We start from the raw sequence: 20,535 nt of genomic DNA, 5'->3' as shown, positions 1-20,535 counted from the left end.
TAGATTTCGCCGTGCATCCATGCCATTTATCGCGCTCCTCACAACCTATTCCCCCGCTTGATCGCCAGATACCGCTCGATCAACGCCCCCGACAATTCGCTGCACCGCACATCCAGCACATTCACCCCCTCCCGCCGCAGCGTCTCGTGCACCCGCTCGCGCTCGTCGAGGTAGTGCATCGCCGAAGCACTGCGGATCGCCGTCTCCAGCGTCGCACCCGGTTCATGGGCGGCATCGTCCAGCGCCTGCTCGCGCAGGCTGGCCAGTACCACCAGGTGCTGGCGGGAGAGCAGGCCCAGGGCCATGCGCAGTTCCTTGTCGTCCTCGTCGCGCACGTTGGTGACCACGATCACCAGCGCGCGGCGGCGCTGGTGGGTCTGCAGCGCACCGGCGGCGGCGAGGTAGTCGGTGGCCAGCGGCTGGGCGTGCAGGTCGTAGCCGGCGGCGAGCAGGTGGTCCATGCCGCCGCTGCCCTGCTGCGGCGGCAGCCAGCGTTGCTGTTGGCCGAGGCAGGCCATGAGGCCCACGGCGTCGCCTTCGCGCAGGGCGATGCCGGCCAGTGCCAGCGAGGCGTTGAGCACGTGGTCGAAGTGGGCCAGCGGGCCGTCCTGCGCCAGCATGCGGCGGCCACAGTCGAGTAGCAGGACCACCTGCTGGTTGCGCTCCTCGCGGTACTCGCGCGAGATCAGCCGGTGGCTGCGCGCGGTGGCCTTCCAGTCGATTTTGCGCAGGCTGTCGCCGACGCGGTAGTCGCGCAGTTCCTGGAACTCGGTGCCTTCACCGCGGCGGCGTTGCAGGCGCGCGCCCACGCTGCGCGAGGCGAGCTCCACGCTGAGCCCGGCCAGTTCGGCCAGCACGGCGAAGTTCGGGTACACCCGCGTGGAGGACGGCTCGCCCAGCACGCGCCGCGCCTGCCACAGCCGCCACGGCGACGGCAGCAGCGCGTGGCAGCCGCCGAAGTGGAACTGGCCGCGCGCATCCGGTGTGACGGCGTAGTCCAGCCGCAGCGCGCCGCCGGGCGGCAGGCTCACGCGGCGCGGCAGGCCGCGCACCGCCCAGCCGCCGGGATGCAGGTCGTGCACGCGCAGCGACTGGCGGCGCCGGGTGGGGTTGCGCAGGTGCAGCGCCACCGTCGCCTCCGGCCCCAGCGGCAGCACCGGTGCCAGTTCGCGGCGCAGCTCGGGCGAGGCGGCGCGGCGCAGGCGCCAGGCGTCGAGCATGCCCAGCATGGCCAGCGCGGCACCGGCGAGCAGCCATGCCGACAGCGGCAGCCGGCCGAGGCTGGCCGCCGCGCCGAGCACGGTCCAGGCCAGCAGCAGCCACAGCAGTAGCGGTGCGGGCCTCATTGCTTCGGCGCGGCCACCTTGTGCAAGAGCGCGCCCAGCACGTCGTCCGGGCGCTGGCGTTCCAGCAGCGCCTCCGGCGCCAGCAGCAGGCGGTGGCGCAAGGCCGGCAGCACCACCGAGCGCACGTCGTCGGGCGTCACGAAGTCGCGGCCGTCCAGCGCGGCGCGCGCGCGGGCCAGCCGCGCCAGCGCCAGGCCGCCACGCGGGCCGGCGCCGCCGATCACGCCCGGCCACTCGCGCGTGGCGCGCACGATGCGCACGGCGTAGTCGGTCACCGCCGGGTCCATGCGGATCGCGGCCACGCCGCGCTGCATGGCCTGCAGGCCGGCCTGGTCGACCACTTGGCTGACGTTGGACACGTCGAGGTCGGCGGCCACCTTGCCGTCGACCACCGCGGCGACCATGCGGCGCTCGTCCTCCAGGCCGGGGTAGCCGATCAGCACCTTGACTAGGAAGCGGTCGAGCTGCGCCTCGGGCAGCGCGTAGGTGCCCTCCTGCTCGATCGGGTTCTGCGTGGCCACCACCATGAACGGCACAGGCAGCGGCATGCGGCGGCCCTCGATGGTGGCCTGCCCTTCCTGCATCGCTTCCAGCAGCGCGGCCTGGGTCTTGGCCGGGGCGCGGTTGATCTCGTCGGCCAGCAGCAGGTTGGCGAACACCGGGCCGCGCCGCAGGCGGAAGCTTTCGACCTTGGGGTCGTACACCGCGTGGCCGGTGACGTCGGCCGGCATCAGGTCGGGGGTGAACTGGATGCGCCCGAAGCTGCAGCCCACCGCCGCCGCCAGCGCGCGCACCAGCAAGGTCTTGCCCAGCCCGGGCACGCCCTCGACCAGCACGTGGCCGGCGGCCAGCAGCGCCAGCAGCACTTGCTCGAACACCTCGGGCTGGCCGATGAAGGCGCGCCCCACCTGGTCACGCAGGGCGCGGGCGCGCTCGCCCAGCTGGTCGATCGGCATCGGCGCCGAAGCGACCGGTGGGGCAGCCGGGGCGGCAAGGGTTTCGGTGGTCATGGGCGGCTCCTGAGTCGCGCCAGGGTGAGGAGGGAGGCGCGGAACGCCTGCGCGTTCGCGGGTGACTGGAAGGCCTGCGCGACCTGCGCGGCGTCGAGGCCGCCGCGTTCGGCCAGGCGCTGGTACAAGGCGTCGCCTTGCAGGCGCGCGGCGCGAGGATCGCGCCGACGCAGCCGCGCCAACACGGCCTGGCAGGCCAGCTGGTGCAGGCTGCGGCCGCCATCGCGGCGGTAGAGGAATTCACCGGCGGCCTGCACGTGTTCGAGCAGCGCGCGGCGATGCGGCGCGGGCGCGGGCAGCAGCGGGCCGAAACGCGCGCTGCGCATGGCCATCCACGCCGCCAGCAGCACGGCCAGCGCCAGCAGGGCGGGCCAGCCCCGCGTGGCCAGCAGCTGCAGGAACGGCTGGCCGTCCAGCGCATGGACCAGGTAGATCTGGCCCTGGCCGCGGTTCGGCGCCAGCAGGCGCCAGGCGAAGCGCTGCGCCTCGACCTGCTTCAGCTGCAGCCGTTCCAGCGGTGCGAAGCTGGCGAGCAGGCTGACGTGGCCGCGGCCGACCGCGGTGCGCGCGAACAGGTAGCCCTCGCCCGCGTCGCCGATCGCCGCGTCCACCGCCTGCACGGCCGCGGGTTTCAGGCGGAAGCGCAGGCCACACAGGCTGGCGGCCGTTTTCCCGCCGCCGAGGCGGCTGCAGGCGAAGGTGTCCGGGTGCGGATCGAGCAGGCCCAGCGCCGCGAACACCGGCGCGCGCGCGCCGGCGTCGGGCGCCAGCAGCAGGTGGCCGCCTTGCCGTACCCAGGCGAGCAGCCGCGCGGCGGTTTCCGTATCGATGCGCCCCGCGTCGGCGCCGACCAGCAGCGTGTCGCCCGGCCGCAGCGGCACCTGGCCCGGGTCCAGCGTGGTCAGCGACGCCGCCGGTTCGCCCACGTCCCGCAGCACTTGTTCGAGCGCGAAGAACGGATTGGTCAACGCCGCGCCGCGGGGCGGGGTCGGCTCCACCACCTCACGCCGCTGGAACGCGGTGAGGAACGCACCCGCCAGCAGGCCCACGCCCAGCAGCACCAGCCCGACGACGAGCAGGCCGCGATGCTTCATGCCGTTGCCCCTTGCTGCAACGGCCAACCTTCGAGCAGGCGCTCGAACGCGGCCTGGTCGGGGTAGCGTCCGGCGTAGGCGGCGTACTGCCAGGTGCGCACGATCGCAGCGGCGCGCCGCGTGCGCGCCGGATCGTCCAGCACGGCGGCGTGGCGCAGCCAGTCCGCCTCGGTGGCGTCGGCCGCGAACGGCAGCTGCAACTGCAGCGCGATGCGTTCGGCGCAGCCGCGGTACAGCAGTGCCAGCGCCTCGCGCGGGCGCCGCGCCTGCCACAGCGCGCGCGCGGCGCCGGCCACGTCCTGCGGTAGGGTTTCCGGCGCTTCCTCCACGGTCGCCGGCAGGGCCGGCTCTGGCGGCAGCGCGCCGTCCTCGCGCCAGCGGCCACGCCAGCGCCAGGCAAACCAGCCCAGCGCCAGCAGCGCCGTCGCCAGCAGCAGCCAGAGCAGGAGGTTGAACACGCCGGAGAGCAGCCGCAGCGGTGCGAAGCCGATGTTCACCCGTTGCGCGGGCGGCCGCGCGTACCTCAGCTCCCAGCGCCGCACACGGCGCTCGCCGCCGAAGCGCGGATCGCGGTAGACCTGCGCGGCGGCGGCGGCGAAGCGCCGGTCGTCGTCGTCCAGCGGCTGGCGGAACACCTGCTGCGGCGCGCTCACCGTGGGCGCCGGCGCCGCGGCGGCCGGCGTCGCGGCGTGGCCGGCCAGCGGCCAGCAAGCAAACAGCAGCAGCACGCCCAGCGCCTTGCCCAGGTCCTGCAGGCGCGCGCGCAGGCGGCGGAACGCGAGGTCGATGTCCCAGGCCTCCAGCTGGGTGCGCCGGTTGAGGTACAGCGCGAAGCCGCAGGCCACGTACAGCGGCTCGATCGCGCTCATCGCGAAGTAGGCCACGGCGGACGCCGCCAGCGTCCAGGCGGTGGCGGCGCCGTGCAGGTCGTGGCGGAAAAAACTGGCGAACGAGACTGGCCGCCATTCCTCCGGCAGCAGCCACAGCGCCAGCAGCCAGACGCTGAGGAACAGCACCAGCTCGAATTGCAGGCAGCCCCAGGTGAGCAGGCTGGCCTCGCCCACCAGCTTGCGGCGCAGCACCTTCCAGCGTGCGGCGCGCTGCCGGCGCGAGGCGCCTTCGAGCAGCTCCAGCGGCAGGCGCAGCGCGCGGTGGCTGTCCACGCGCAGCCAGGTCAGCGCGGCCACGGTGGGCCCCCACGGCATGGCGCGCTGGCCGCGCACGGCCTCGCGCCAGCGCGGCGCGTGGTCGAATACGGCGCGCGACAGCACGTACAGCGGCACGCGGTCGAACAGCGGCTTCAGCCACCACATCAGCAACAGGCCCAGCCACGGCAGGCCGAGCAGCAGGCCCAGCGCATTGCACAGCACGAACAGCGGCAGGGTGACGGCGAACCATGCCGGCCATACCGCGCCGGCGTTCGCGCGCAGGATCGCGGCGCCCAGGTCCAGGGCTTCGCGCGACTCGCGCGGACGCAGCGCCACGCCGATCCGCTCAAGCTCCATGCCGGCCCGTCCTGCCGCCGAAACCCAGCCAGCCCAGCACCAGCAGCCACGCCAGCGCGGCCACGCCGAAGCGCAGCGGATCGGGCAGCCACGCCTGCGACGACCAGTACGCCTCGATGCACGCCGCCACCACCAGCATGGCAAACGCGCCCAGTGCCAGCTTCGCGCCGATCCAGCCGGCTTCCACCAGCGCCGGCCCGCGCCGCCGGCGGCCGGGCGCGAGCAGGGTCAGCCCCAGTTGCAGGCCGGCGCCGCCGGAAATCACCAGCGCGCTCAGCTCGAACGCCGAATGCGTCACCACGAAGCGCCAGAACGGGCCGCCGTAGCCGATCGCGACGAGATGGCCGGCCACGCCGCCGACGATGATGCCGTTGGCGCCCAGCACGTAGATCGCGCCGACGCCGAACAGCAGGCCCGAGGCGAAGGTGCGGAAGGCGATGCCGACGTTGTTGAACACGTAGAAGCCGAACATCTGCAGGTTGGTGCCGCTGCTGCGTCCTAGGTGCGGGTTGGCCGGGTCGTACATGCGCTCGAACTGGGCCAGCCGCGCGCTGCTGAACAGCGTGTGCGCGAACTCCGGATGCACTTGCAGCCAGCCCAGCAACGCCAGCGCCGGCAGGTAGAACAGCGCCGCCGCCAGCGCCATGCAGCGCCACTGCGCGCGCACCAGGCGCGGGAACCCGCCGACCAGGAAGGCCGCCGCCTGGTGCCAGCGCGGCGGCGGCGGCCGGTACAGCACGCGATGCCCGCGCTGCACCAGCCACTGCAGCCGCTCGGTGACCTCGTGGCTGTAGCCGCGTCCGCGCGCCAGCGCGAGGTGGTGGCAGACGCGGCGGTAGGCGGCGGGGAAATCCAGCGCCTGCTCGCGGCGCATGCCGCGCTTCGGCTGGCGGTCGAGCTCGCTCAGCCAGGCCTGCAGGTGATCCCACTCCTGGGCGTGCAAGGCCACGAAGCGCTCCTGCTTCATGGGCGCCCCAGCAAGCCGTTGGCGTAGCCGAGCAGGCGCTCCACCGCGGCGGTGTCGCGACGGCCGGTCAACGGCTCCAGCAGGTTCGCCAGTTCTTCCTGGCGCTGCACGGTGAGCTGGCCCGCGCGCTCGGCGAAATCCACCAGCGCCGCCTGCTCCTCGGGCGCCAGCGGCACGGGCAGCCGCTGCGCCGGGGCCGCCGGCACCTGGTGGCCGAAGGCCGCCTCTTTCACGTGCACCACCATGGTGCCGGCCACCACGTCGCCGAGCCGGCGCGCGCAGGGATCGACCAGGGTGCTGGCCAGGCCCACGCCGTACACGCCCGGCAGCGCATCCACCACGCGCAGCAGGTTGCGCGTCACCGACGGCAGCCAGGTCACCGGCGTGCCGTCCATGTTGACCACGCGCAGCCCCAGCGCGCGCTTGCCCAGGCTCTGGCCGTCCAGCCACAGCTCGCAGACCGCCCAGTACGCCCACAGCAGGACGAACATCGCCAGCATCGCCAGCCCGCGGCCGCCGGTGCCCAGCAGCGTCAGCGGGATCATCGCCAGCATCAGCAGCACGAGGCGGATGATGGTGTCGATCATCCACGCCTGCGCGCGCGGCAGCGGGCCGGCCGCGCGCAACCGCAGCGAGATGCCCTCGGGCGTCTCGATCTCGCGGACGGAGTCCAGCATCAAACGTCGACGACGATGGTGTCGGCGATCAGGTCATGCAGGCAGCGCCGCTCCTTGCCGAAGATCAGCAGCGGATCGATCAGGCCGACGAAGCGCCCCACCAGCGGGATCAGGCTGAGCAGCGCGACCGGCACCACGCGCAGGAAGATGTACCGTAGCAAGGTGACCGGGCTGCCGTCGCTGCGCACCACGGCCATGTCCAGCGCGCGCTTGCCGATGGTCTGGCCGCTGCGGTGGATCATCATGCAGTTGACCACGAACAGGCCGAGCATCAGCAGGAAACCGACGAAGATCAGCATGCCCGCGGTGTGCGGCGTCGGAAACCCCTGCCGGATCGCACCGTAGTACATCACGCCCGCCCAGACGAACAGGCCGAACCAGGGCAGATTGGTCAGTCCATCGATGACCGCCGCGCCGAGGCGCTTGCCGCGCCCGGCCTTGCGGCCTTCCAGGTCATCGACGTACGGGCCGCCCACGTCCTCCACCACCGCGGCTGGCGCGGCGTACGGATTGCTTTCCATACATTTCCCCGATTGCTGTCCATGGCCGCCCGTCCCCCCGACGCGCGTGTCCGCGGAGTATAGGGGCGCTTTTTGCCGGCTGGCTAGGTGCCGCAACAGCAGGAATTTTCGACGCGGGACGCGACGGCCGGGGGCCGGAAACCGCGGCCCGCCGGGTGGCTCAGCGCTTGGGCTTGAGCAGCGTGCCGGTGCAGTTGGGCGCACCGCAAAGGCACTTCCACAGCTTCTTCAGGCGCGCGGTGTGCGGCACGTCGAGGATGATGCCGTAGTCGTAGGTGAGCTCCTCGCCGGGCTTGATGGCACGGATCGCCTCGATCAGCACCTTGTCGTGGCGCGGGTCGCCGTCGGCGGCTTCCTCCACCACCGCGCGGCAGTTCGGTGCGCAGCTGTGGTTGATCCAGCGCGCGCTGTTGCCGTGGCGGTTCGCGTCGACGATGTACTCGTCGTTGAGCGTGAACAGGAAGGTGTGGCCGGTCTCGCCGCCGTCGCCGTACATGTCGTCGGCCTCGGCGTGGGTCATCAGCGTGCCCTTGTACTGGATGACTTCCTCGCCCTTCCTGATGGGCGCGACGGCGAACACGCCATTGCCGTGGATGGGGGAACGGCGGGCGACGATGCGACGGGTCATGGCAATCGGTATCGGTGGGGAACGCGCCATGATGCCTGCAGTCCATTGCGCTGGAAACCTCCCGGCATTGACGCGCGCGCCGGCCCCGGGTCAAGATTCAAACAATCGTTTGAGGAGTGGCACCATGCGATTACTCCGCTGTCTCGTGCTCCTTGCCCTCGCCGCCGGCCTTGCAGCCTGCGGCCCGCAGCGCAAGAGCGTGTTCCCGCCCTCGCTCACCATGCAGCAGGTGCAGGTGCTGCCGGACGGTGCCTGGCGCCTCACCGTGCGCATCCAGAACAACAGCTACGGCGGCATGGATTTCAAGTCCATCGACGGCACGCTGCAGGTCGCCGGCGGCGTGCCGGTACGACTGCACAGCGCGTTCGACCTCGACATCCCCTCCTTCGCCGGCGACGTGGTCACGGTGGACGTGCTGCCGACGCCGGCCATGGGCACCGCGCTCGCCGCCGCGGCCGCCAAGGGCAGCGCGGGTTCGCTGGCCTATGCCATCCGCGGCACGGTCCACGCCCAGCCGGACCTGGCCGACCACCCGGACAACAAGAACGCGCAGGACTTCCCGTTCCAGCACAACGATTTCCTGTCGCCGGTGCCGGGCATCGCCAACACCTTCCGCTGACCCCTTCTTGCCGAGAGAACGACCATGACCATCTACAAGGCCCCGCTGGCCGACCAACGCTTCGCCCTGTTCGACCTGCTGGGCGCCGAGGCCATTCTCACGCAGCTGCAGGGCGGCGCCGAGCACGGCCGCGACCTGCTGGACGCGGTGCTGGAGGAAGCCGCCAAGCTCGCCGAGCAAGTGCTGGCGCCGACCAACTGGCCGGGCGACCAGGAAGGCTGCCACTACGACAAGGCCACGCACACGGTGACCACGCCGAAGGGCTTCAAGGAGGCCTTCAAGGCCTTCGCCGACGGCGGCTGGGCCGGCCTCACCGCCAGGGAGGCATTCGGCGGCCAGGCGCTGCCGGGCGTGCTGGGCATCGCCACCACCGAGCTGTTCCAGTCGGGCAACCTGTCGTGGAGCCTGTATCCGCTGCTCAGCGAAGGCGCCTGCCATGCGATGGAGCTGCACGGCACTGAAGCGCAGCAGCACACTTACCTGAGGCCCATCGTGGAAGGCCGCTGGACCGGCACGATGTGCCTGACCGAGCCGCAGGCCGGCTCCGACCTCGGCCTGCTGAAGACCCGCGCCGAGCCGAACGCCGACGGCAGCTACGCGATCAGCGGCACCAAGATCTTCATCAGCGCGGGCGAGCACGACCTCGCCGAGAACATCGTGCACCTGGTGCTGGCGCGCCTGCCTGACGCGCCGGCCGGCAGCCGCGGCATCTCGATGTTCATCGTGCCGAAGTTCAAGGTGAACGCGGACGGCTCGCTGGGCGGGCGGAACAGCGCCTATGCCGGCGCCATCGAGCACAAGATGGGCATCAAGGGCTCGGCCACCTGTGTGATGAACTTCGACGGCGCGGAAGGTTTCCTGATCGGCCAGCCGCACAAGGGCCTGGCGGCGATGTTCACCATGATGAATGCCGCCCGCCTGTCGGTGGGCGTGCAAGGCCTGGCGCTGGCCGAGCGCGCTTACCAGAACAGCCTCAACTACGCGCGCGAGCGTCTGCAGGGCCGCGCGCTGTCCGGCGCGAAGTTCCCCGACAAGCCCGCCGACAACCTGCTGGTGCAACCGGACGTACGCCGCATGCTGCTCACCCAGCGCGCCTTCGTGGAGGGCTCGCGCGCGCTGCTGTACTACACCGCGCTGCAGACCGACATCGAGGCGCGCGGCACGGACGAGGCCACGCGCAAGGCGGCCGGCGAGCTGGTCGCCTTCCTGATCCCGATCGCCAAGGGCGTGGTGACGGAACTCGCGCAGGAATGCACCAAGGAAGCGCTGCAGATCTACGGCGGCCACGGTTACATCGGCGAGAACGGCATGGAGCAGTTCGTGCGCGATGCCCGCATCATCACGCTGTACGAAGGCACCACCGGCATCCAGGCCGCCGATCTGCTGGGCCGGAAAATCCTGCAGCTGCAGGGCGTGGGCTTCAGGCACTTCGCCGGCGAGATCGGCGCGTTCTGCAAGGCGCACGCGGGCGACGCGAAGCTCGCCGCCTTCGTCGCGCCGCTGGGCGCCGCGGTGAAGCAGTGGGGCGAACTCACGCTCGCGCTGGCGCAGCGCGTGCAGGCCAGCCCGGAGGAACTGGGCGCCGCCGCGACGGACTACCTGTGGTACTCGGGCTACGTCACGCTGGCCTACTTCCTGGCGCGCAGCGTGGCCGCCGCCGAGGCCGGCGCGCAGGGCGACGCGTTCACGCAGGCCAAGCGCGACACCGCCACGTTCTACTTCGCCCGCATCCTGCCGCGCACGCTGGTGCACAAGGCGGCGATCGAGGCCGGCGTGGCGACGCTGCCCGACATCGCCTGATCCACGCCGCAAATGTGCGCCGAACGAACGCCCGGACCGGTTCCGGGCGTTCGTTTTCATGCGGTGACTTCCGGGACATCCCCGCCCGCATCCGGCGTGCCAGATTGCCCCAGACCCTCCCCGGGAGCACGCGATGAAACTGCCGCCCCTGCCCTTCACCGTGACGGACTGGAACAGCGTGCCCGCAACCCGCCATCCCGGCGAACGCGGCGAGGCGCTGTGGCGCACGTTGCAGGTCGGCGAGCTGCGCGTGCGGATGGTCGAGTACAGTCCCGGCTACCTCGCCGACCACTGGTGCGACCGCGGCCACGTGCTGTACGTGCTGGAGGGAGAACTGCACAGCGAGCTGCGCGACGGCCGCCGGTTTGTTCTCACGCCCGGCATGAGCTACCAGGTTTCCGACCACGGCGACGCGGCGCATCGCTCGTCCACGCCCACCGGCGCACGGCTTTTCGTGGTCGATTGAGTCGACGGCGGAGCAGCGCATCGCCTACCGCGATTGGCCCATCACCTGCGCCAGGTGCTGCCGCAGGATGCGCCGCAACTCCAGGATCGCCGCCGGCGTTTCCTGCACGCTGTGCCAGGACGGGATCACCACCTCGGACGCCGCGCCGTCGAGATGCGCGCTGGCGTAGGGCACCACGCCGTCGCTGCTCTGCGCCAGGTCGCCGTGCGGCTTGTACAGGCCGATGATCGAGTGGTAGCGCACCCCGGGCGCAATCGGCAGGTTCGCGGTGGCGACGATGAACGGATCGGCGTCGCTGAGGTTGCCCACGCTGTTGGAGACGTGCATCGGCGCACCCTTGCCGTTGTCGTCCTTGAGCAGGTCGGAGATGCTGGCCATTTCCCTGAGCATGCTGAACGGCAGGCGGATCAGCTCGGCTACCCAGCGGGCAAGGCGATGCCGCGCCGTCGGCGTGCCGCGGTGCGGGGCGGCGAGAAACACAGCCTCGTCCACCTGCGGCATCGGCGAGAACTGCAGGTAGGGCGCCAGCGCCTTGTGCAGGCGCGCGCGCTTCGCGGCGGAGAGCCGCCCGCCCTCCGGCACCAGGCTCCACAGCTGGTCGCCGCTGGACGACACCAGCAGGCGCGCGATCACGCCGCCCATGCTGTGCCCCACCAGCATCATGTGGTGTGTGGCGCGCGTGGTCCCGGCGGGGTCGAAATGGCGGATGGTAGCGTCCAGCGCACGGCGGATCTGCAGCAGGTTCACCGCGATCGGCGCGTTGGTGGGGTAGTACACCTGCCACACCTGGTAATGGCGACGCAGTTGCTCGTCGCCCAGCACCTCGTTCGCCACGTTGACCCAGGCCTCGGGACTGCTCGCCAAGCCGTGCAGCATCACCACCGTCAGGCGGTCCGGATCCCACGGCTGCATCAAGATCACGCGCGGCTGCTTGATGCCGCCCTCGCGCCCCAGCAGCGAGCGGATCGACTGCTTCGCGAAGCCGGAACGGGCCAGCCACAGGCCGTAGGGCGCGGTGAAGTTCGCGCCCAGCGGCACGCGGCGACCGGCGATGGCGACATCCGCATCGCGGTAGGGATCGCGCACCAGCAACTGTGCCTGCCGCGTGCCCAGCACCTCGTCCAGCGTGTGGCCACCGAACACCAGCACGCCGGTCATCGCCGCGTAACGCGGTTCGCGCCACGGTTCGGCGGGCGCATCCGGCGCAAGCGGGGGCGCCACCGCCACGAAGTCCGAGCCGAAACCGTCGCGCCGGTAGACGTTGCGCAACCCCTTGAAGCGCAGCGCCGCGGCGGGGATCAGCTCGGTCGGCGCGGCGCTCAACTGCAGGTCGGAATCCGGCCGCAGCACGGTCCAGCCCGCCAGCTCGGTCTGGGTCCAGCCGGCGCTCAGCCGGGGCAGTTCCTCGAACCAGCGCCCCACCACGCGCTCCACCGCGTAGTCGTAGAACGCGATCACCTTGGCCTGGCGCTGGTCGAACACGCGCTCGGCGGGCGTGCGCCGGGTGTAGAACAGATAGGCGTAGGCGTAGCGCGCGCTCTGCAGGTAGGCGTCCAGCGTGGCGTCGTCGATCGCGGGCCGGCGGTCGCCGCGCAATGCGCGGTCCAGCCACAGTTCGGACAACGCGGACAGGCGCCGCTCCTCGTCCAGCCCGCTGGCGTGCTCGACGATTTCGGTGCAGCTGCCGAAGGACTGCACGCACTGCTTCGCATTCAGCGCCAGCACGTTTAGCGTCTGCACGGTGCCGTCGCTGAACTGCCGGCTGCCGATCACGTCCGCGCGCCGCTCGCTCACCACGTCGCTGGGCTTGATCCGGCTCACGCCCACCATGGCGCAGGCGTTGAGGCAAAGCAGCAAGGCCGTCATGGCAAGCCGCGGCAAGCAAACCCACCGGATCGAATCGCCTTGCATTCCCTGCCCCGCTTCCGCCCTGGCAACGGGGCGATTGTAGTCACAGCCGGCGACGCCCCGTTGCCTTCGCCCGCGCACCGCGGCAGGCTGGCGGCATCCCGCAAGGCATGGACAGGCATGACGAACCTCCTGCGCGCGACAGGACGCGTCCTGGCACTGCTGCTGGGCGCGCTGGTCGCGTTCGTCTCCGTCGCCTGGGGCGCGCTGGCGCTGTGGTACCAGTTGCCCGGCGGCATCGCGCTGCGAACGCTGGGCGCCGTGCTGTGGACGGTGCTGTCGCTGGCGCTGTTCGCGCTGGCGATCCGGCGCCACGCCTGGCGGCCGCTGGGCGGCTACGTGCTGCTGTACGCGCTGCTGCTCGCATGGTGGTCGGGCATCGCACCCAGCAACGACCAGGCCTGGGCCGACGACGTGGCGCGCCTGCTGACTGGCGAGGTGCACGGCAACGTGGTCGTCCTGCACAACGTGCGCGACTTCCGCTGGCGTAGCGACAGCGACTACGACGCGCGCTGGGAAACGCAGCGCTACGACCTCGACCACCTGGTTTCCGCCGATGCCGTGCTCTCGCACTGGGGCAGCAAGGCGATCGCCCACGCGATGATCTCGTTCGGCTTCGACGACGGTCGCCACCTGGTGTTCTCGGTGGAGATCCGCAAGCGGCGCGGCCAGCAGTTCTCCTCGATCGGCGGCTTCTTCAAGGACTTCGAGGCGGTCCTGATCGCCGCGCCGGAAAGCGACCTTATCCGCGTGCGCACCAACGTGCGCGGCGAAAACGACTACCTCTACCCGCTGGCGATCAAGCGGACGACGATGCGCGCGCTGTTCCTGTCCTACCTGGACAAGGCGAACCGGCTGGCGACCACGCCGGCGTTCTACAACACCGTCACCTCGAACTGCGCCTCGATGGTGTTCCGCATGGCGCGCCAGCTCGATCCCGGCCTGCCGCTGGATCCGCGCCTGCTGCTCACCGGCTACCTGCCCGGTTACCTGTACCAGATCGGCGTACTGGACCATCGCCTCACGCTGCAGCAATGGAACGCGCGCGCGCGCATCACCGGGCGTGCGCGCGCCAGCGTGCCGGGCGAGGATTTCTCCGCGGCGATCCGCGCGCCGCGGCACTGAGAACCCGCGGCCTCCCGCCGTGGCCGCAGGCGGTCGGTCGCGGATCAGCCAGCCGCCCGAATGCCGCTTCGCGGGATCGCGCAATCCGTGCCGGCGCCGCACGGCGCATCGTGCGCACGATGCCGCATCTTCACCGTCCGCACAGGTACCTGAACCCCAGCGCAGCAGCGGCGCCGCGAAATGCTCCGCTGCGCGCGACATGGGGTAGGGTCGGAGCGGCAGCACCCACACGCTTCCTCGAACGACCTGCACACCGCTGTCAACCACGTCGCAGGCACGCACCCAGGAGACACGCGATGAACCTCCCCTCCCCCCGAATCGCCGTGCTGGCGGCGAGCATGCTGGCGGTCGGCCTGGCCGGCTGTTCGCAGTACGTGAAGAAGGACGACTTCAGCGCCGCCATCCAGCAGCTGCAACAGAAACAGCAGGACCAGCAGCAGCAGATCGACTCGATCAAGCAGCAGATGCAGCAGCAATTCTCCAAGTACGACACCCAGATCACCGCGATGCAGGGCCGCGTCAGCGTGGACACCGTGGCGCACTTCGCCTTCAACAGCGCCACGCTGAACGACCAGGACAAGCCGGCGCTGCAGAACTTCGCCCAGACGATCAGCAAGTACCACCCGAACGTGCTGATCACGGTGGAAGGCTTCGCCGACCCGGCCGGCTCGCGCGCCTACAACCATCGCCTCGGCATGCGGCGCGCCGACGCGGTGCGCGATTTCCTGGTGCAGAACGGCATCAGCGCCGACCAGGTGCGTGCGGTGAGCTACGGCAAGGATGCGAACCGCCAGGTCGTCAAGGGCGCCAGCCGTGATCGCGGTGCCGACAATCGCCGCGTCTCGCTGACGGTGGATTCCACCGGCGCCGGCGCGGTCGCCTCGGCGCCGCCGGCGACGTCCTGACGCCGGCCTCCGCGGCCCACGAAAAACGCCCGGCCTGCCGGGCGTTTTTCACCGGTCTCACACCGGGGCCAGGGGCTTCTCCAGCATCCGCTCGAACAGCGCGGGCGGGATCGGCCGGGAGAGCAGGTAGCCCTGGAAGCCGTTGCAGCCCTCGCGCATCAGGAAGTCGTGCTGCGCCAGCGTCTCCACGCCCTCGGCCACGACCTCCAGGCCCAGCCCGCGCCCCATGCCGATGATGGTCTGCACGACCATCGCGTCGTTGGCGTCCTCCGGCAGGCGGGCCACGAAGGCATGGTCGATCTTCAGCTGGTCCAGCGGCAGGCGCGAGAGGTAGGCCAGCGAGGAATAGCCGGTGCCGAAGTCGTCCAGCGAGATGCGGATACCCTGCGCACGCAGGCGCGCCAGCTTGGCGGCGGCCTCGGCGAGATCGCCCAGGATCGCGGTCTCGGTGATTTCCAGCGTCAGCCGCGCGGGATCGGCCCCGCTCGCGGCGAGCACCCGGCACACGTCGTCCACGAAGCCCGGCTGGGCGAACTGCCGCGCGCTCACGTTGATCGCCAGCGCGAGTGCGCGCCTGGCCGGACGCGCCGACCAGGCCACCAGCTGCGCGCAGGCCCGCCGCAGCACCCAGTCGCCCAGCGGCAGGATCAGGCCGTTCTCCTCGGCGACGGGGATGAACCGCTCCGGTGACATCGACTCGCCGTCCGGACGGGTCCAGCGCAGCAGCATCTCGGCGCCCACCACGCGCCCGCGCCGGTCGACCTGCGCCTGCAGGTGCAGCTCCAGCGCCTCGTCGTCGATCGCGCGGCGCAGGTCGCCGACCAGCGCCTCGCGCTGCACCAGCTCGTCCTGCATGGCCGGCTCGTAGCGGCAGAGCTGGTCGCGTCCGCCCGCCTTGGCGGCGTACATCGCCAGCTCCGCCTGCTTGAGCACCGACTCCGGCGAATCGCGCCCCGGCACCAGCTCGGTCCAGCCGATGCTGACCGTCATCCCCACCGGCATGCCATCGTCCAGCTGGAACGGCATCCGCAGCGCCTCCCGCACCTGCTCGGCGGAATCGTGCACCCGCAGCGAGCGCGCCCGCGGATCCTCCGCGCGGCAGGGCAGCAGCAACGCGAACGTGCCACCGCTGAAACGGCTCAGCAGGCAGTCCTCGTCTAGCAGCTTGCGCAGACGCTGCGCGATCAGCGCCAGCAGGCGGTCGCCGGCGGCGTGGCCGCGCAGGTCGTTGACCCGCTTGAAGTGGTCGAGGTCGATCAGCAGCAGGGCGAAGCCGCGCGTGGCGGCCTCGCCCAGCAGGTGCTGCAGGCGGCCGTGCAGGAAATGCCGGTTCGGCAGCTCGGTCAGCGGATCGAAGTAGGTCATGCGATCGACGCTCGCATGCGCTTCGCGTTCGCCGGTCAGGTCGATCATCGAGCAGATGAAGTGGTCCTGCTGGCCGCCGCTGCCCGGGACCACGGAAATCGTGACGCGCGCCACCTTGGGCTGGCCCCGCTTGACGTGGATCCAGAGCTCGCCCTGCCAGCGGCCCACCCGGCGCGTCGCGTCCCACAGGCTGTCGTGCGCATCGGGCGCGTGCTGCGGCGACCGCAGCATCGACCACGGCTGCCCGACCGCTTCGTCGGGCCGGAATCCGGTGAACTTGGTGAAGGCGTGGTTGACGCGCTGGATGACCTGGCCGGCATCCAGCACCATCGAGGCCTCCTGCGTCTCGAACGCGACGGCCGCAAGGCGCAGTTCATTCTCCGCCTGCTTGCGCTCGGAGATGTCCTGCGCGTGGATGAGCACGTATTGCGCCAGACCGTCGGCATCGTGGAACACCGAGCAGTCCAGCCGCACGGGAAAGCGGCGACCGTCCTTCGCCACCTGCTCGGTTTCCCACACGTAGTGGTCCAGCCGGTCCGAGGCCGCCCGCAAGGCCACGCGCTCGGCCACCAGGTCGGGCGGATACAGCGCATCCACCGGCATGCCCACCATCTCCGCCGGCGTGTAGCCGTGCTCGCGGGCGAAGGTGGGGTTGGCGGAGATCAGGATCTTGCTCCGTGCATCGCAGATGTACACGCCGAACGCGGCATTCTCGAAGGCATGCCCCCACAGCTGCAGCTGCGTTTCGGCCAGCTGCCGCTCGGTGACGTCGCGGGCCGCGCTCACCACGCTGTAGAGCTCGCCCTGCGGCGTGAACAGCGGCGCGCTGATCACCTCGAACTGCCGGTTCTGGCCGTTGCCGACGGTCAGCGCCAGCAGGGCGCCGGCATTGCGCCCGAGCCGCGCCGCCTCGCCGTCCAGGTCGCGCATCCTGGCCGCGAATGCCGCATCGAACAGTTCGTCGCAGCGCCGGCCGGTCGGCGACTCGCAAGGGGCGCGGAACAAGGCCACCGCGCGATCGTTGCCGTCGCGGTAGATACCCTGGAGATCCTTCACCCACATCGCGTCCGGGCTGGCGTCGAAGATCGCGCGCAGCTTGCCCTCTTCCGCCCGCAACGCGGCCGTGCGCACCGCCACCGTGCGGCGCAGCGTCCACACCCACAGCAGCATCAGCACGATCAGCGCCAGCACCGCCGCCAGCACGATGCCGGTAGCGCGCTGGTAAGGCGCCGGGATGAGCGGGTGTTCCAGCCAGCGCCTGTCGAGCGCCGCAAGCTCGGCCGGGGCGATCGCCGCCATGCCGCGCTCCACCGTCTGCAGCATCGCCGTGTTGCCCTTGCGCACGGCCCAGTGGAACTGGCTGGTGTTGAGCACGAACGCCCGCTCGAAGCGGCCCAGTGCGGCATATTCGGACAGGTAGCGATACGTGCGGTTCTCGTCCATGCAGAAGGCCCGCGGGCTGCCGCGGATCGCCGCGCGGACCAACTGGTGCGCATCGCGGAACTCGCGCAGCGCGGTGAAGCCCAGCGAGCGCAGCTTGGGCCCGCAGGCATCGCCGCGCCCCACGCCCACCTGCAGGCCCTGCAGGGAGGGCAGGTCGTGCACGCCCTCGACGCTCCTGTCGACGTAGACGCCCGTGGGCAGCGTGGCGTAGGGCGGGGAGAAGTCGTATTGCGCCTCGCGTGCCGACGTGTGGTAGATCATGTCGATCACGTCGGCCTGTCCCGACAGCAGTGCCTGCGTGGCGGCGGCCCAGTCCATGGTCACCAGCTCGACGCGGATGCCGGTGTGCGCCTGGAACAGCTTCCACCGGTCCACCTCGTAGCCCTGCGGCTTGCCGTCCGCATCGAGCGACAGGAAGGGTGGGTAGTCGTCGGGCGCGACCACGCGGATTTGCGCGGGCGGGGCGGGGACGGATGCCGCGGCGGAGGCGATCGCGGCCAGACCGCACGACAGCCATGCCACGCACGCAAAACCCCTGCCGCTCATGCGCATGCCACTACCGCCCGGCCTCTCCCCTGATACGGGCTAGCATCGGCACTCGCGTGCGGGTGCGCAAGGGGCGCGCCCTCAACTTCCAGCACTGGCGGGCGCCGGATGACGGGCCGCGCTCAGCCGGCCAGCTCGAAGCGCACCACCCGCCGCAACGGATCGGCCTCGGTCAGCCGCACGGTCGCTTCTTGGCCCAGCGGCAGCGGCGTGGCCGAGGTGACGCGCGCCTCGATCGCGGGATCGCGCAGCATCACCACGCCGCCGTGTGCTGCAGCAGCGTTGCCATGGCCGTTGCCGCGATCGCGTTCCGCGCCGTCCGCCTCCACGATCGCGCCCTGGAAGGCATTCCCCACGCGCGGCGCCAGCAGCACCGCCTCGACCAGGTCGATCACCTGGCGCTCGTAGTGTTTCGCGCGGCGATCCGCTTCGGCCATCAGTTCCGGCAGGCCCGGCAAGGCGGCGCGCGCCCAGTCGGGCACCGGCTGGTTCGCGCACAGCGCCACGCACACCTCGCCCACGTAGCGATCCACCAGCCGGCGCAGCGGCGCGGTGGCGTGCGCATACTCCGCCGCCAGCGCGGACTGCACCGGCTGCATGGGCAAGCTGCCGTCGAAGGCCACGTAGCCGGCCCCGCGCAGCACCGTGGTGCACGCGGTGAGCATCGCCACGTGGGTGTCCCGCGCGGGATCGAGCGAGCGGATGAAATCGGGGTAGCCCTGCGTGGCGGCCCAGGGAATGCCGAGTGCCTGCGCGGTGAGCTTGAGCCGCGCGATGGCGGCCGGATCGGGCGCCGGCAGCGTGCGCAGCAGGCCTACCTTGCCCTTCACCATGAGCTGCGCGGCGGCCATGCCGGTGAGCAGCGAGATCTGGGCATTCCAGTCCTCGACCGGCCGGCTGGCGCGGTATTCCAGCTGCCACCGGCCGTCCACCACGCTGATCTCCTGCTCCGGCAGCGCGAGGCTGATGCCGCCGCGTGCCTGCTCGCGACGCTGGCGCAACCCGCCCACCTCGCGCAGCAGCGACCACAGCGGGTCGGCGGTGCCGGCGTCGAGCTGCTGCTGCACGCCTGCGTAGTCGAGCCGTGCGCGGCTGCGCACTCTTGCGCGGCGCACGTCGATCGCGGCGATCTCGCCCGCCGCGTCGAGGTCGATCATCCACAGCAGCGCGGGCCGCAGCTGGTCCGGCAACAGCGAGGCTGCGCCTTCGGAAAGCATCGCCGGATGCAGCGGGATGCGCGAGTCGGCGCCGTACAGCGTTTCTCCGCGCCGGTGCGCTTCCGCATCCACCGCGTCGCCCGGCGCCACGAAGGCAGCGACGTCGGCGATGGCGTAATACACCCGGTAGCCATCGCCCCGGCGTTCCAGGTGCAAGGCCTGGTCCAGGTCCATCGATCCGGGCGGGTCGATGGTGACCAGCGGGACATCGGTGCGGTCCAGCTCCGGCAGGCGCGGCTGCGCCGCCGCGCGCGACGCCGCGGCCTCGACCTCGGGCGGGAACGCACCCGGCAGTTTCATTTCGTGCTGGATCGCGGCGACACCCTGCGCCAGCGTGGTGTCGGCGCCGGTCTTCAGGCGGATGCGGGTGGCGGGCATGGGACCCCAGGCATGGGCGCGGCAGCGCGCGAAAGCGGCACTATAGCCGCGGCCGGCCGGCGCGACGCACTTCCGTCGCGCGCCGCGACGGTGTAGAACCGGCGAAAGTTCCCGTACCTCCGACGACCATGAGCGAACCGTCCCTGCTGATCCGTCTGGCCGAAGACGACGACGATTTCATCCTGGCCCTCGTGCCGCGTTTCGTGGATTTCCCGCTGCCGCCGTGGCGGCGCCGCCACGAATGCATCGAGGGCATCCGCGATGACCTGCTGCGCCACCTGGAGGATCAACCCGCGAACAGCCACCTGTTCGTGGCCGAGGACGCCGACGGCACGCGGGTGGGTTTCATGCACCTGCAGCGCACCGAGGATTTCTTCACGGGGCGCAGCAACTGCCACATCTCCGACCTTGCGGTGGTGCCTGCGTACCAGGGGCGCGGCGTGTGCAGGGCCTTGCTGGCGCATGCCGAGCAGTGGGCGCGCGAGCACCAGTGCCAGCTGGTGACGCTGGCGGTGTTCCCCGGCAACGAGCGCGCTCGCAAGGTGTACGAGGCCGCGGGCTTCGACGTGGACCTGTTGCGGCTGGCCAAGCCGCTGCGCTGAAGGGCGCGCGGCTGCCGCGGGCGTCACTGCGGTCGTGACGCCCGGACCCGGCATCAATCGGCGTCGTTGTTGTCCAGCGAGTTTTCCAGCAGCTTGCCGGTCTTCGCGTCCACGCCCACTTCGCGCGTGTCCTTGCCGGACTTGATGTCGAACGAATAGCGCAGGCCGCTGCCGCCGGATTCCTTTTCCAGTTCCTGCTTGACGACCTTGCCAGGCACCGCCTTCAAGGCGATTTCGCGCGCCTGCGTCATGCTGATCTTGGCCGGCGCGGCGAGCTGGGCCGGGGGTTCCGCCTGCGCGGCGAACGCGAGCCCGCACAGGGCGAGCGATACGGCCAGAACGATGGACTTGCGCATGGTTTGCTCCTTGGTGGTTGGCTTGTACCGCCGCGCGATGCCTGCGACGCCGACGGT

General features: G+C 71.2%; 18 protein-coding genes. 6 read left to right on the top strand and 12 right to left on the bottom strand.

The window, feature by feature from the left end; all coding sequences use genetic code 11:
• Positions 1-38: 38 nt before the first annotated feature.
• The 8 genes from AC2EWF_RS14130 to AC2EWF_RS14095 form a co-directional block, all read right to left on the bottom strand.
• Positions 39-1,346, bottom strand: a complete 1,308-nt coding sequence (locus AC2EWF_RS14130) for a DUF58 domain-containing protein (protein ID WP_483640021.1) — start codon at positions 1,344-1,346, stop codon at positions 39-41.
• Positions 1,343-2,356 carry an AAA family ATPase gene (locus AC2EWF_RS14125; RefSeq protein WP_483640020.1) on the bottom strand — a complete coding sequence of 338 codons (1,014 nt, stop codon included), beginning with the start codon at positions 2,354-2,356 and terminating at the stop codon, positions 1,343-1,345. Before AC2EWF_RS14125 ends, AC2EWF_RS14130 begins: the two co-directional genes overlap by 4 nt.
• Positions 2,353-3,450 carry a DUF4350 domain-containing protein gene (locus AC2EWF_RS14120; protein WP_483640019.1) on the bottom strand — a complete coding sequence of 366 codons (1,098 nt, stop codon included), beginning with the start codon at positions 3,448-3,450 and terminating at the stop codon, positions 2,353-2,355. The genes AC2EWF_RS14125 and AC2EWF_RS14120 overlap by 4 nt, the downstream gene beginning before the upstream one ends.
• Positions 3,447-4,955, bottom strand: coding sequence for a DUF4129 domain-containing protein (locus tag AC2EWF_RS14115; RefSeq protein ID WP_483640018.1), 1,509 nt, complete (start codon positions 4,953-4,955; stop codon positions 3,447-3,449). The genes AC2EWF_RS14120 and AC2EWF_RS14115 overlap by 4 nt, the downstream gene beginning before the upstream one ends.
• A complete protein-coding gene (locus AC2EWF_RS14110; protein WP_483640017.1) occupies positions 4,945-5,922 on the bottom strand; it encodes a stage II sporulation protein M in 978 nt (325 codons plus the stop codon). Before AC2EWF_RS14110 ends, AC2EWF_RS14115 begins: the two co-directional genes overlap by 11 nt.
• Positions 5,919-6,599: an RDD family protein gene (locus AC2EWF_RS14105; protein WP_483640016.1), complete on the bottom strand. Its 681-nt coding sequence runs from the start codon at positions 6,597-6,599 to the stop codon at positions 5,919-5,921. The genes AC2EWF_RS14110 and AC2EWF_RS14105 overlap by 4 nt, the downstream gene beginning before the upstream one ends.
• Positions 6,599-7,120, bottom strand: a complete 522-nt coding sequence (locus AC2EWF_RS14100) for an RDD family protein (RefSeq protein WP_483640015.1) — start codon at positions 7,118-7,120, stop codon at positions 6,599-6,601. Before AC2EWF_RS14100 ends, AC2EWF_RS14105 begins: the two co-directional genes overlap by 1 nt.
• A gap of 160 nt (positions 7,121-7,280) precedes the next feature.
• Positions 7,281-7,748 carry an SET domain-containing protein gene (locus AC2EWF_RS14095; protein WP_483640014.1) on the bottom strand — a complete coding sequence of 156 codons (468 nt, stop codon included), beginning with the start codon at positions 7,746-7,748 and terminating at the stop codon, positions 7,281-7,283.
• Positions 7,749-7,872: 124 nt separating this feature from the next.
• Between AC2EWF_RS14095 and AC2EWF_RS14090 the strand changes: the two genes are divergently transcribed.
• The 3 genes from AC2EWF_RS14090 (at position 7,873) to AC2EWF_RS14080 (ending at position 10,633) form a co-directional block, all read left to right on the top strand.
• Positions 7,873-8,367: a hypothetical protein gene (locus AC2EWF_RS14090; RefSeq protein ID WP_483640013.1), complete on the top strand. Its 495-nt coding sequence runs from the start codon at positions 7,873-7,875 to the stop codon at positions 8,365-8,367.
• Between the two features lie 24 nt (positions 8,368-8,391).
• Positions 8,392-10,167: an acyl-CoA dehydrogenase C-terminal domain-containing protein gene (locus AC2EWF_RS14085; RefSeq protein WP_483640012.1), complete on the top strand. Its 1,776-nt coding sequence runs from the start codon at positions 8,392-8,394 to the stop codon at positions 10,165-10,167.
• A gap of 133 nt (positions 10,168-10,300) precedes the next feature.
• The gene (locus AC2EWF_RS14080) at positions 10,301-10,633 is read left to right on the top strand and encodes a DHCW motif cupin fold protein (RefSeq protein ID WP_483640011.1); all 333 of its coding nucleotides are present in this window, start codon (positions 10,301-10,303) and stop codon (positions 10,631-10,633) included.
• Positions 10,634-10,657: 24 nt separating this feature from the next.
• Here the strand turns inward: AC2EWF_RS14080 and AC2EWF_RS14075 are convergent, their stop codons facing one another.
• Positions 10,658-12,499 (bottom strand): esterase/lipase family protein, encoded by a 1,842-nt coding sequence (locus AC2EWF_RS14075; protein WP_483640010.1) that lies wholly within the window; start codon positions 12,497-12,499, stop codon positions 10,658-10,660.
• 162 nt (positions 12,500-12,661) lie between these two features.
• On the opposite strand from AC2EWF_RS14075, the gene AC2EWF_RS14070 reads away from it, so the two are divergent.
• Complete coding sequence (locus AC2EWF_RS14070; protein WP_483640009.1) at positions 12,662-13,666, top strand: Lnb N-terminal periplasmic domain-containing protein; 1,005 nt, start codon at positions 12,662-12,664, stop codon at positions 13,664-13,666.
• A gap of 296 nt (positions 13,667-13,962) precedes the next feature.
• On the top strand, positions 13,963-14,571 hold the full coding sequence (locus tag AC2EWF_RS14065; RefSeq protein ID WP_483640008.1) for an OmpA family protein: 609 nt from the start codon (positions 13,963-13,965) through the stop codon (positions 14,569-14,571).
• A 57-nt stretch (positions 14,572-14,628) separates the two neighbouring features.
• Here AC2EWF_RS14065 and AC2EWF_RS14060 read toward each other — a convergent pair whose 3' ends face one another.
• Both AC2EWF_RS14060 and AC2EWF_RS14055 read right to left on the bottom strand, forming a co-directional pair.
• On the bottom strand, positions 14,629-17,823 hold the full coding sequence (locus tag AC2EWF_RS14060; protein ID WP_483640007.1) for an EAL domain-containing protein: 3,195 nt from the start codon (positions 17,821-17,823) through the stop codon (positions 14,629-14,631).
• 224 nt (positions 17,824-18,047) lie between these two features.
• Entirely contained in the window at positions 18,048-19,520 is a 1,473-nt protein-coding gene (locus AC2EWF_RS14055) for an RNB domain-containing ribonuclease (RefSeq protein WP_483640006.1), read from the bottom strand.
• A gap of 128 nt (positions 19,521-19,648) precedes the next feature.
• Here AC2EWF_RS14055 and AC2EWF_RS14050 point away from each other — a divergent pair, with 128 nt between their 5' ends.
• Entirely contained in the window at positions 19,649-20,122 is a 474-nt protein-coding gene (locus AC2EWF_RS14050; protein WP_483640005.1) for a GNAT family N-acetyltransferase, read from the top strand.
• A gap of 53 nt (positions 20,123-20,175) precedes the next feature.
• Here AC2EWF_RS14050 and AC2EWF_RS14045 read toward each other — a convergent pair whose 3' ends face one another.
• Positions 20,176-20,478, bottom strand: a complete 303-nt coding sequence (locus AC2EWF_RS14045) for a PepSY domain-containing protein (protein ID WP_483640004.1) — start codon at positions 20,476-20,478, stop codon at positions 20,176-20,178.
• Between the last annotated feature and the right edge of the window lie 57 nt (positions 20,479-20,535).

The sequence above is a fragment of the Rhodanobacter sp. sgz306013 genome (assembly GCF_057031145.1).
This window is presented reverse-complemented; position numbering and strand designations above follow the sequence as displayed.